At 50.4% G+C, this 12,430-nt stretch carries 11 protein-coding genes; 4 read left to right on the top strand and 7 right to left on the bottom strand.

What is annotated here, in order from left to right; all coding sequences use genetic code 11:
• Window positions 1-14: 14 nt before the first annotated feature.
• The 4 genes from B5M13_RS14620 to B5M13_RS14605 all read right to left on the bottom strand — a co-directional run bounded on the left by B5M13_RS14620 (window position 15) and on the right by B5M13_RS14605 (window position 2,846).
• On the bottom strand, window positions 15-1,154 hold the full coding sequence (locus B5M13_RS14620) for a PepSY-associated TM helix domain-containing protein (protein WP_080056380.1): 1,140 nt from the start codon (window positions 1,152-1,154) through the stop codon (window positions 15-17).
• A 23-nt stretch (window positions 1,155-1,177) separates the two neighbouring features.
• A complete protein-coding gene (locus tag B5M13_RS14615) occupies window positions 1,178-1,819 on the bottom strand; it encodes an SCO family protein (protein WP_080056379.1) in 642 nt (213 codons plus the stop codon).
• A gap of 2 nt (window positions 1,820-1,821) precedes the next feature.
• A complete protein-coding gene (locus tag B5M13_RS14610; protein WP_080056378.1) occupies window positions 1,822-2,304 on the bottom strand; it encodes a hypothetical protein in 483 nt (160 codons plus the stop codon).
• 167 nt (window positions 2,305-2,471) lie between these two features.
• On the bottom strand, window positions 2,472-2,846 hold the full coding sequence (locus tag B5M13_RS14605) for a hypothetical protein (RefSeq protein ID WP_080056377.1): 375 nt from the start codon (window positions 2,844-2,846) through the stop codon (window positions 2,472-2,474).
• A gap of 196 nt (window positions 2,847-3,042) precedes the next feature.
• Here B5M13_RS14605 and B5M13_RS33805 point away from each other — a divergent pair, with 196 nt between their 5' ends.
• The 4 genes from B5M13_RS33805 to B5M13_RS14590 all read left to right on the top strand — a co-directional run bounded on the left by B5M13_RS33805 (window position 3,043) and on the right by B5M13_RS14590 (window position 7,493).
• Complete coding sequence (locus B5M13_RS33805) at window positions 3,043-3,189, top strand: hypothetical protein (RefSeq protein WP_179950493.1); 147 nt, start codon at window positions 3,043-3,045, stop codon at window positions 3,187-3,189.
• Window positions 3,190-3,336: 147 nt separating this feature from the next.
• On the top strand, window positions 3,337-4,911 hold the full coding sequence (locus B5M13_RS14600) for a M81 family metallopeptidase (protein WP_080056376.1): 1,575 nt from the start codon (window positions 3,337-3,339) through the stop codon (window positions 4,909-4,911).
• 134 nt (window positions 4,912-5,045) lie between these two features.
• Window positions 5,046-6,083 (top strand): Gfo/Idh/MocA family oxidoreductase, encoded by a 1,038-nt coding sequence (locus tag B5M13_RS14595; protein WP_080056375.1) that lies wholly within the window; start codon window positions 5,046-5,048, stop codon window positions 6,081-6,083.
• Between the two features lie 135 nt (window positions 6,084-6,218).
• Window positions 6,219-7,493 carry an MFS transporter gene (locus B5M13_RS14590; RefSeq protein ID WP_080056374.1) on the top strand — a complete coding sequence of 425 codons (1,275 nt, stop codon included), beginning with the start codon at window positions 6,219-6,221 and terminating at the stop codon, window positions 7,491-7,493.
• 29 nt (window positions 7,494-7,522) lie between these two features.
• Here B5M13_RS14590 and B5M13_RS14585 read toward each other — a convergent pair whose 3' ends face one another.
• The 3 genes from B5M13_RS14585 to B5M13_RS14575 form a co-directional block, all read right to left on the bottom strand.
• On the bottom strand, window positions 7,523-7,876 hold the full coding sequence (locus B5M13_RS14585) for a hypothetical protein (RefSeq protein WP_080056373.1): 354 nt from the start codon (window positions 7,874-7,876) through the stop codon (window positions 7,523-7,525).
• Between the two features lie 126 nt (window positions 7,877-8,002).
• On the bottom strand, window positions 8,003-11,197 hold the full coding sequence (locus tag B5M13_RS14580; RefSeq protein WP_080056372.1) for an efflux RND transporter permease subunit: 3,195 nt from the start codon (window positions 11,195-11,197) through the stop codon (window positions 8,003-8,005).
• A gap of 79 nt (window positions 11,198-11,276) precedes the next feature.
• Entirely contained in the window at window positions 11,277-12,380 is a 1,104-nt protein-coding gene (locus B5M13_RS14575; protein ID WP_080056371.1) for an efflux RND transporter periplasmic adaptor subunit, read from the bottom strand.
• Window positions 12,381-12,430 lie beyond the last annotated feature (50 nt).

Genomic DNA, 12,430 nt, shown 5'->3' with positions numbered 1-12,430 from the left:
TAAATTGTCTTTGTTCAGCCATTAACCGGTTTCATGGAGATCGCTTTCACCGAGGCAGATCGGACTGGTTTTCGGGTCCTCCGCCACCAAAGCAGAAACCCCGTAACGGCCAGAAGGCCAGGCGTTAAGCCAATCAGTACATACAGAATTTTCACCGGTAAGCCGCCGTAGTTGCCTACATGCAATGGAAAGAATGTCGCTTCCAGACGCTCTCCGAATGGAAGTTCTGATAGTCGACTCATCTGAACCAGCTTGCCTGTTTGCTGATCAAGGGTTACGGAATTACCCGTTCCCCATAAAGTCCATTGATCTTTTAACGCTCCCCTTAAACTGAATTTGCGTTCGGGCTGCGTCGGCAGATACACGTAAGACGGTTCCAGATCGGGCATCAATCGCCTGGCTTGTCGGTATAGGACATCGGCTGGCAGGATCATAGGCGTATTTGACTTCGTCGGCATTTGCTCAGTTCGCCAGGTTTTGGTCTCGAAAGCAAACAGGTTCATCCAGAAACCCGTAAAGAAGATTACAGCATTGAGCAATAACGACCAGACGCCTACAATCCGGTGCAGGTCTGAGCTGATGGTACGCCAGTTTTTACGGTTGATTCGTGCCCGAAACGTCAGTACTTTCCAGATCATTTTCCGATAAATGACCAGGCCCGTCAGCAAGGACGCGAGCATGGTCAGACCAAACAGCGCCGTTATAGCCGCACCGGGTACGCCCAACTGAAAACTAAAATGAAACTGGAATAACCATTCGATGTAGCTGGGCGTAAAATCAGCCGATTTGCCTTCGCGCAGAATAGTCCCCGTATACGGATCGAACGAAATAAGTCCCAGATCGTAGGTGAACAACCGCGCATCGTTGAGATACAGCCGGAAATCATACGCATCCGTTGGGCCAGCGTCAGGATTAAGCCAGGCAATGCCGTCCAGGTTTGGATAACGGCTGGTAATCGTTTGATAACACCGGGCTAAAGGATGGGCTACAATCTGAGTTGGTAACTTTACCGTCAGGACTTCACGGTTGGCAAACTGATCCAGTTCATGCCGGAACACGAGCACCGATCCACTCAGCCCCAGCAGAAGTAGAAAAAGACCGGTTACTAGCCCAAGCCAGCTATGAACCGTAAACAGACGACGTGTTAGTTTCATATGAGTTTGGTCATTTCCATTCGCTACTCGTATTCCTGCCGGAGCACATTAATATCCCGGATCAGCTTCTGAGTTCCTTCGAGCGTGGTGCCATCATACATCCCCCGAATATGCTTCTCCCTGTCAATCAAGACAAAGGCTCCACTATGAATGTAGCCACCCGGTGCTTTGGGGTCTTTTCCTGCCGTTACCAGATAGTGATTTTCACCGATGTCATAGATTTTCTCCCGATCGCCGGTTACGAACTGCCACATAGCCCCCGTAATACCCAACTCCTGAGCGTATTCCTTCAGCACCGCCGGTGTATCATGATCTGGGTCGATGGTATGCGATAAAATCCTGACGTCGGGGCTATCCTTGTAAGCTTTGTAGACGTTCAGCATATTCCTTTTCATGATCGGACAGATCGTCGGACAGGTCGTAAAGAAAAAGTCCGTCACGTAGATTTTTCCGTCAAAATCCTGTTGGGTTACCGTCTTACCGTATTGATTGGTGAACGAAAACGCTGGAATGACTGGATAATCCCGCTCCGTAACTTCTTTTCCATCTACCATTTTGGTCACCGTTTCGGGCTCGCCGATATAGGGCAGCTTTTCAGTTGTCAGGCTACATTGGCTCAGGCCAACCAGCAACAACAGACTTATACACGTGTAACTGAATTTCATGGTTATTTCAGATAAGCCTTCGCGTCGTCGATACTTTTGCGCATCAACTGACTCATCGCATTTACACGCTGCCGTTGATCTTTCAAATACGCCATGGCCTGTTGCTCAGTCAATTGTACCAGGGTATCTCCGTTATAGGTATGCATCCAATCCATCATCGACGTATCGGCTTTATCCAGGGCTGCCTTGATGGCCAGAGCACGCTCTTTCCGCTGCCGGACATCAGCCGACATGGGCTCTTTTTCCAGCTCACCTAACTGCTCCGTCACCTGTTTTCTTAGTTTCATCAGGTCGCTCATGGCGGGCATTACGCTGTCATGAAGGGCCAGAATCTGTTTTTCGAGATCGGCTACCGATTGAGATTTAGCCTTGATTAGCACACTTGAATCAGCCTGATTAGCCGCATCAGTAGATAGTTTCTTTGATTGGCAGGCAAGGCAAAATAGACCTATCAATAAGGCCATACTATAGTTCATAGCATTCATACAAAAGAAAAATGGAAGCCTCCTGCTCACACAATGAGCAAACAGACAGAACTAGAAGAATAAGAAAGCTTGGCCGACAACGCCGATCCGTTGATGGACAGCCTAGCTATAGTAAGCCTGTCCATCTGAGCGGAGAGCTATCGACCAGAAACGATTAGTGTACCCAATCAGGCACAGGGTGGTCGAAGAAGACCATGGGCTGGAGCCGTATACAGGCTAAGCAGATATGTAAATACATGGCGATGCGTATCCACTACTGGCGATACAAAGGTAAATACCTGATAAGCCTCGAAATATAGTTGAACGAGTGAGGTATGCTGAACACGCTCGGTGGTCTCTTTATCCTGCTTATCCTGTTGCGCTTTTAGCCGTTTAGCCAGGTAGCATTTACCATCACAATGCATCTGCGGTTTATCCCGATTCTCGCATAAGACACGAGCAATGTATTCTTTATTCAGTTGATAATGCGCAATGATACCCCATGAACTGATGCTGGGTAGCAGCACAGCCAGTAGGAGCGTATAGATCAGCAGAGAGCGCATAGCGTAACAAAGGTAGCCTGAAAATAAACACATACAAATCCATCCATCAGCATTTCAGGTACGCCCAACAAAAAACGCAACAATGTTGCACAAAATCACACACCTAACTTGGCAAGCTAAAACTGGTTGGCTATCTGGTACTCACCCATCTACTAAATATTCGTTACTGCCGAACACATTACAACCATGGAGTGTCATGACGCCTATTTCCTTACTCCTAACCTTTTTCCTTGGGGCATCTCTCCATCTGACAACAGTATCAGAAACAATTTCCTGGGAGCAGTTGCGGGATGTTCAGTTCAAAAAGAAATCATATCCCGAAGAAGGCGTTGTGATGCTGTAGCCTCCTTTTAGCAACTCGGTAAAAGCCTTAGCCGGTAAATCAGTTCATATAACCCACAGAAAAAACAGGTCGATGCCCTAACGAAAGAAGTCTAGCCCGTCCAATTCTACCGCCCCAGATTTCGAGGGAATACGCTAACTTGTGGGCATGAAACAGCTCTTCTTCGTCCTAATTACCACCCTTCTCTCCATTCAAGTCAGCCTTGCCCAGCCGATTCATGGCAACGACACGCGTTTACCCCGCATCGCCATTGCTGGTCTAGGCATCGAGTCCAGCACGTTTTCTCCGGCCGTTACTCTGGAAGAAGCCTTCCACGCCCGCTACGGCCCCGAAGTATTCAACGCCTATCCGTTCATGATGCCCGTGGCTCCTTTGCGGAAACAGGCTATCTGGTTTCCGACGGTTGTGGGTAAATCGCTTCCGGGCGGGGCCGTAACACGCGAAGCCTACGAGTCGCTGGTGGGTAAAATGCTGGATTCGCTCAAAAAGTATGGTCCGTATGATGGGCTCTATTTCGACATTCATGGGGCCATGAGCGTGAAAGGGCTCGATGATCCCGAAGGCGACCTGATCACCCGCATTCGGCAGGTCATTGGCTATAAGACGCTCATTTCGACCTCAATGGATTTGCACGGCAACGTTTCCTGGCGGCTGGCTCAAAACACCGATTTGATGACCTGCTACCGGATGGCTCCGCACGAAGATGCTATGCAAACCAAAGAACGGGCGGTTGTCCATTTGCTGGAACGCATCAAAAGCGGTAAAGGCAAACCGGCCTACAAAGCCTGGGTACCCATTCCGATTCTGCTCCCCGGCGAAAAAACCAGCACGCGCATCGAGCCGGGCAAAAGCCTGTATCAGGACGTAGCTCCACTGGCCGACCATCAGCCGGGTATTGTCGATGCCGGTATCTGGATTGGATACGCCTGGGCCGATGAACCCCGCAATCATGCCGTGGTGATGGTTACCGGCGACGATAAAGCCAGTGTGACCCAGGCGGCCGAAAAACTAGCGCAGCATTTCTGGCGGGTTCGCTCCGAGTTCGGTTTTGTGGCACCAACAGGTACTTTGGATGAATGCCTGGCAAAAGCTTTAGCCAGTTCTAAACATCCTTTTTTTATTAGCGATACCGGCGACAATCCAACGGCTGGTGGAGCAGGCGATGTTACCTGGACACTCACTCAGATTTTGTCCCGGCCAGTCTTTCAGAAAGAGAATGGTCCTTCCTTAATTTACGCGTCCATACCCGCCCCGGAGCTAATCAAAAAAGCCATTGCGGCTGGCGTTGGCGGAACTGTAGAAGGGAAAGCCGGAGCAGCTGTCGATGCCCGATATGCTCCTCCAATTCCTCTCAAAGGTACTGTAGAGTCGATTGTACACGGCGATAAAGATGCTGAAGTAGAAGCGGTTATCAAGGTAGGGAGCGTGCATGTGATCATCACCCAAAAGCGCAAACCGTATCACAAAGAAATCGACTTTACCCGATTAGGACTGAAGCCGCGTGAAGCGGATATCGTCGTTGTGAAGATTGGCTACCTCGAACCGGAACTGTACAACATGCGTGCGGACTGGATCATGGCGCTAACGCCCGGTGGTGTCGATCAGGATCTGTTCCGGCTTCCTTACAAGCGCATCAAACGCCCCATGTTTCCGTTCGACAAAGACATGAAAACGCCTGACCTATCGGCCCAACTGGTACCTGTTTCAGGAACGGTAAAGTAGCTAACCAACCAACAATTTGCCATCCTAAGCAGGAGATAAACCCAGGCAAACTGCTTTATAGGAGGTACAATCGCTTTACGGCCGTGTATAGAAAACTATTAACCGATTGTATCTCCTAATTCCTCTATCGCTATATGCCACAGGTTATTCAAGTTGGTTTGGTTGGGTTTGGATTGTCGGGGCGTTATTTTCACACGCCGTTCCTGACGGTCAATCCGCGTTTTCATCTTAAAAAAATTGCCAGTAGCCGTCCTGATGCTGTCCGGCAGTTCGATCCGTCAATTGAGTGGGTAGCTACCCCCGACGAACTCTTTGCAGACCCGGCGATTGACCTGATTTTTATTTGCAGTCCGAACGAAATCCACGTTGAGTACGCCCGGAAAGCCCTCGAACAGGGGAAGCATGTTGTCGTTGAAAAACCCTTTGCCCTGACTGAACACGAAGCCATCGACCTACTCGAACTGGCCCAGAAACAGGGTAAATTGGCCACTGCCTACCAGAATCGACGCTGGGATTCCGATTTTCTGACGATTAAACGATTGCTGGCCGACGGGGCTTTGGGCACGCTGGTCGATTATGAGTGCCGATACGACCGCTATTCACCTGTACCACCCAATTCGCAGAGCTGGAAAGAACAGGCAGGTACGGGCAGAGGCAATTTGTATAATCTGGGACCTCACCTGCTCGATCAGGCCCTGCATTTGTTTGGGGCTCCTGAAACGGTACAGGGCACCGTTCGAATCCTGCGCCCCAATAGCCATGTCTCCGATTATTTCGACATTAAGCTTGGCTATGCCGATAAGGTCGTTCGGCTTGAATCCAGCCTGATGATGTATCAGAACAAATTACGGTACAGTCTGCATGGCACCGAAGGCTCATTTCTGAAAGGTGGTCTGGACCCGCAGGAAGAGCGGCTCCGAACAAATAGATTGCCCAATGAGCCCGATTTAGGCATTGAACCCGATGATCGATGGGGTACGCTATACCGGGATGGGAAAGCCGAACTCATTGAAAGCGCTCCGGGCAATTACGCTCCGTTCTACGACAATCTGTATGAGGTGATCGTTAATGGAGCCCAGCCCGAAATCAAGCCTACCGAAATTCAGCAGCTAGCGCGAATCATTGATCTGGCTCAGGAAAGTAGCCAGTCTCTTCGCACCTTACCGTTTTAGCTACATTGTCATGTACCGGCATTGTTGGTCATGCATAGTCATTTATTGCGCATTGCCGGGAAGCGGTCAATAACCAGTAATGACTGTTCCATGACTAACGATGACCATAAATGACCATTTAATGACTACCCATTTATGACCAACTACCGCTGGCGAATTGTTGGATTACTGTTTGTAGCAACCACGATCAACTACCTCGATCGTCAGGTGATCAGCCTGCTCAAACCAACGCTGGAAACAATCTTCAACTGGACCGAAACAGACTATAGCCATATTGTCATGGCCTTTCAGGCGGCTTATGCGCTTAGTTATGTCGTCTTTGGTCGTCTGATCGATAAAATTGGTACGAAGGTGGGGTATGTACTGGCCGTTTTAGTCTGGTCGATAGCCGCTGCTTTGCACGCCGTAGCCACCAGTACGTTCAGCTTTGGGGTGTATCGGGCCTTACTGGGTCTAGGCGAGGGCGGTAACTTCCCGGCAGCCATCAAGACAGTGGCCGAATGGTTTCCACGCCATGAGCGGGCTCTCGCTACGGGTCTTTTCAATGCGGGTACTAATATTGGCGCCGTGGTCGCTCCCATCGCCGTTCCCTGGCTTCTAGGCGTATACGGCTGGCAGGTAGCGTTTATACTGACGGGGTTAATCGGATTTATCTGGCTTTTTTTCTGGTGGTGGTCGTACGATAGCCCACAAAAGCATAAGAATGTATCGACGCAGGAACTAGCCTTCATCACCCAGGATACTGAAGGTACGACGGATGGTGCTTCCAACGTTCGCTGGATCGATCTGATTCGGCGTCGTCAGACCTGGGCCTTTATTCTGGGAAAACTGCTGACTGATCCGGTATGGTGGTTCTTCCTGTTTTGGCTCCCTTCGTATTTTGCGGCCTCGTTCAATCTTGATCTTAAGAAACCAAGCCTGCCCCTCATCATCGTTTATACAGCCGCGACGATTGGCAGTGTTGGCGGTGGTTATTTATCGGGCTACTTTCTGAATCGGGGGTGGACCATTAACCGCTCTCGAAAAACGGCCATGTTGCTATATGCCTTCTGTATTGTACCCATTGTACTGACTCGTTATGCAACATCTATCTGGGAGGTTGTGGGCTTATTGAGCCTGGCGGTGGCTGCACACCAGGCCTGGAGCGCCAATCTGTTTACTCTGGTATCCGATATGTTCCCAAAAAGTGCTGTAAGTTCTGTAGTTGGGCTGGGTGGTATGGCCGGTTCGGTGGGTGGAATCTTATTTCCAATAGTTGTAGGTGCCTTACTGGATACTTATAAAGCACAGGGCAACATTACGATAGGATACAATTACATCTTTCTGATGTGTGGAAGTGCCTACGTACTGGCCTGGCTACTCATTCACCTGTTCGCCCCGAACATCCATCCATTAAAGGGTGAGGTGTAGGTAATAGTCAGGAGTTGTCAATTACCTGACTATACAGGCTTTTGGCCTCGATAGATTGTCATGGTATTATCCGAACAGTCGAAATAGCCACCACCAGGTACCTGATCGCGAACAACCTGATCACCAATAAACTGTAAAACCGTTTCGCGGTCAGTTAGAGGAAGTTTAGTTCGTTCTACCCAGGTTCCGGGGGTTGGTATATCAATAATCGCAATGGCATCCCCCCCCGCAAATTCGTACCACATGGAAAAGGAGGCCTGCGGGCTTGAATAGTGCACGGTACCGCTCCGTCCATCGCTCGAATAATGTACCCGCGCCTGCGCAGTAATGGAAGGTAGTTGTTGGTTTCCGGCGGTCAGAAATATTTTTTTGCGCCCTGTCATACTATTGCAAAGGCTTTTGATGTAAACCCTTTGCAATAGTACAGGAAAGTGAACGCGCAGAAAATCAACAATCAACCAGAAGTCTTTATGAGCTAACAACAGGCGTCAACCCGCTCATAATTCGCTTTACTTATCGATTGCTGGCTGTGGCTCTTCGTGAGGCTTCTCTTCGTTCTTCGCATTCTTTTTTAGTTCTTCCAGCCCTTTTTTACCATAGGCCAGCCGCGTGATACCAACGTACAAAACAGGCACCACGAAAATAGCAATGGACGTAGCCGCCAGCATCCCGCCTAGTACTGTTCGGCCGATCGTTGCGCGGGCTACTCCACCGGCTCCACTGGCAATGGCCAGCGGAAATACACCCAGAATAAACGCCAGCGATGTCATCAGAATAGGCCGAAGTCGCAATCGAACGGCTTCCAGTGTCGATTGAATGAGGTCTTCACCCCGATCCACCCGCTCTTTCGCAAATTCAACAATCAGGATAGCATTCTTCGCAGCCAGACCGATCAGGGTAATCAAGCCAATCTGGGCATACACGTTGTTGCTTAAATACGGGAACAGAATAAGCGCCACAATAGCCCCCAATGCCCCTATAGGCACGGATAATAAGACTGAGAAGGGAACTGACCAGCTTTCGTACAAAGCGGCCAGGAACAGAAAGACAAATCCAATCGACAGCATGAAAATGTATATCGACGTATTCCCGGCATTGATTTCCTCCCGGCTTAGGCCACCAAAATCATAGGAATAACCGGCAGGCAGCACTTTAGCTGCTACTTCCCGCAACGCATCATTGGCCTGGCTGCTACTGAAGCCGGGTTTAGCCCCGCCGTTCAACTCCACCGACCGGAACAGGTTGAAGTGCGAAATCAAGGGCGCATTTTCAATAACCGTCGTTTTAATCACCGTACTGATCGGCACCAGTTGGCCAGCCTGATTCCGTACATAATAATTACCCAGATTCCGTACATCAGTTCGGTACATGGTATCGGCCTGCGCCACCACGCGGAACTTACGCCCGTAAATAATGAAGTCGTTGACGTATTGACTACCCAGATACGTTTGCATGGTCCGGTACACGCTGCTGACAGGTATCCCCAGCTTTTTACACTTATCCCGGTCAACATCTACCCGATAAGCGGGTGTCTTGGCGGTAAAATACGAGAAGGCACGGCCAATTTCGGGTCGTTTGTTGGCTTCGGCCAGGAAGTTCTGTACCACGTTATCGAAGGCGCGGACATCGTCGTTGGTTTCGCGCTGCTGAATTTCGAAGGTGAACCCGGAGCTTTGTCCAAGACCCGGAATAGCAGGCGGCTGAATTACCTGCGGCCGGGCATCGTTCAGGCTCGAAAGCGCCCGCTGTAGTTTCACCACCAGCGAATCAGCCTGCATATTCCGTTCTTTGCGCTCTTCCCAGGGTTTGAGCTGAATAAAGACCGTACCACTGTTCGATTTCGAGGCAAACGTAATGGCATTCAGGCCTCCCAGTGCCGAAAAATGGGCTACGTACGGCTGCGCTTTCAGAATAGCCATCACCTTATTCAGCACGACAAGGCTCCGGGAGGTTGAAGCAGCTTCCGGGATTTCGTAGGTCACAATCAAACGGCCCTCATCTTCCGTTGGCAGGAAGCCGGTAGGTTTCGCCCGGAACAACAGCCCCGTTCCAATGTAAATAACAACCAGCCCAACAATCACCAGCGGGGTCGCTTTGATGAGTCGTTTGACACTGTTGGTATACGAATTGGTCATGCGTTCGAAGACCTGGTTGAATTTGTAAAAGAACTTATTGAGTCCGGTTGCTTTTTCGTCAATATGCATCGGACGCAGGAGCAGCGTACACAAAGCTGGTGTCAGCGATAGGGCAACAAAAGCTGAAATCAGTACCGATACGGCAATTGTAATAGCAAACTGCTGGTACAACCGACCGACAATGCCGGGTATAAATCCAACCGGAACGAAAACAGCCGCCAGGATCAAGGCTATGGCAATAACAGGAGCCGAAATTTCAGCCATCGCTGCCTTAGTCGCATCTCTTGGCGACATGCCTTTGTCGATATTCACCTGCACGGCTTCCACCACCACAATGGCATCATCGACCACGATACCGATAGCCAGCACGAAGGCAAAGAGCGTCAGCGTATTTATTGTAAACCCTAGTGGCACAAATAAGGCAAATGTGCCAACGATCGACACCGGGATGGCCAGCAGTGTGATCAGGGTAGCCCGCCAGCTTTGGAGGAATAGGAATACGACCAGTACAACCAGTCCCAACGCTTCGAGCAGGGTTTCGACAACCTCCGAAATAGACACCTGAATAACCGATACCGATTCGAACGGCACCACATAATCAATGTCCTTCGGGAACGTCTTTTTCAGGTTGTCCATCGCAGCATACACGCCCTTGGCGGTGGCAATGGCGTTACTACCCGGCAACTGATAGACCAGCAGGTAAGCCGCCCGGTTCCCATCAACAAACGAGTTGCTGGCATACGAAAATTTACCCAGTTGCACACGAGCCACATCTTCAAGATACACCAGAGAACCACGAGCGGGGTCACTCCTCACGATGATCTTTTTAAACTCGTCTTCTTTACTGAGTCGGCTGTTGGTAAAAACTGTGTACTCAAACGCCTGGGTGGACGGTTGTGGAGAAGCGCCTACCGAACCGCCTGCTACCTGTAAATTCTGTTCCTGAAGGGCACCCACTACATCGTCGGGGGTTAAGCCAAGCTGCGCCAGCCGATCGGGTTTGAGCCAGATCCGCATACTGAAATCATCGGCCCGGCTGAAAATATCCCCTACCCCCGGCACCCGAAGCAGGGCATCGCGGATGTAGATGTTGGCGTAATTGTCCAGAAACGAAACATTATGGGTTTTATTCGGTGAATAAATCGCCACCAGCATAAACAGTGACGGATTCCGTTTCCGCACCACAACGCCTAGTCGGGTAACTTCTTCGGGCAATTGCGGCTGCGCGATACCCACCCGGTTCTGAACGTCAAGCGCGGCAATGTTCACATCCGTACCCACCTTAAACGTCACGTTCATGGTCATCCGGCCATCGTTGGTGGCATTGGTCTGCACATAGTCCATACCGGGCGTACCGTTCACCTGGGTTTCAATGGGCGTAGCCACCGTCTGTTCAACCGTTTGGGCATCCGCTCCTGTGTATGTACCCGTCACCTGCACGACCGGGGGTGTAATATCGGGATACTGACTGACGGGCAGGCTTTGCAAGGCCAGCACCCCCAGCGCCACAATAACCACCGATATCACTATGGCCGTAACCGGCCGGTTGATGAATATTTCTGCGAACATAATTCAATGAGTGAAAGAGCGAAAGAGTGAAAGAGCGAAAGGGAGTCAGCATGATTCACTCTTTCGCTCTTTCACTCTTTCACTCATTAATTTTTACTTTCGCTCCTTCCCGAATTTTCTGGGTACCTTCCGTTACGACGGATTCGCCCTCGGTCAGGCCATTTTTCACAACGACCTTATCATTGATCCGGGCACCTAGCGTCACTTTTTTCTGACTCACTTTGCTGCTATCGCCTACGACAAACACAAAGTATTCGCTCATCTGCTCCGTTACAGCCTGGTACGGTATCAGCAACTGCGGTTCGCCCGTACTATTTTTCACCCGAACGTTCACATTCAGACCCGGTTTTAGTTGTCGGTTGGGATTCGGGAAAGCGATACGTACCCGTAACGTACCCGTTTGTGGGTCAACAGCCCGGTCTACGATACGTACCGAACCGGGGAATGGGTACGGCTGTCCACTTGGCAAAAGCAACACAAAGGTCGAATCCCGCGTTACGTTGGGCTGGCTCTGTAGCTTCAGAAACCGCTGAATCTGCGACTCGTCGATCTGCACATCGGCCGCTATTGGGTTATCAGACGAAATGGTGTTGAGCGGAGTAGAACCAGGGGCTACGGCTGCACCGAGCCGCACTTGCGAAATACCGATTGTCCCATCCATTGGGGCAAAAATCGTCGTGTATTTCAGATTCGTACCGACCTGCCGGATGGCTGCCTGAGCCGCTTCGACCTGCATTTTGGCCGACTCAAGCGTGGCATTGGCATTATCGACCAGTTGCTTGGCAACAGCATCCTGCTGAGCCAATGTATTGTACCGATCCGCATCTTTCTGTGCGCGGTTCAGATTGGCTTTTTGTACATTCAGATTGGCCACCGCCTGATCGTAACTAGCCCGGTACTGCTGCGGGTCGATGGAGTAAAGCTTCTGACCTTTACTAACATGCTGCCCATCCTGAAAAAAGATACCCGTAATGTTACCAGCCACCTGCGGTTGAATCTCAACCTCCAGCAAGGCCGTTACCGTAGCCGGGAACTCGTCATAGTAGGTAGCATTCCCTTTCGTCGCTTTGGCAACCGAGACGGGTGTAGGCGGAGGTGGTCCCTGTTGCTGATCGGTTTTATTACCACCACAGGCAAACAATGCAACACTCGTAAGCAGGGTGAAATAGGTGGAAAGTTTCATAAACTGATTTTATTGGCTTTTCGGTTTACGGCAGGCTTGCACAACACAGA

Source organism: Spirosoma aerolatum (assembly GCF_002056795.1).
Classification (GTDB): Bacteria; Bacteroidota; Bacteroidia; order Cytophagales; family Spirosomataceae; genus Spirosoma; species Spirosoma aerolatum.
The sequence above is the reverse complement of the archived record's forward strand: the minus strand, read 5'-3'. Positions and strand labels throughout refer to the sequence as shown.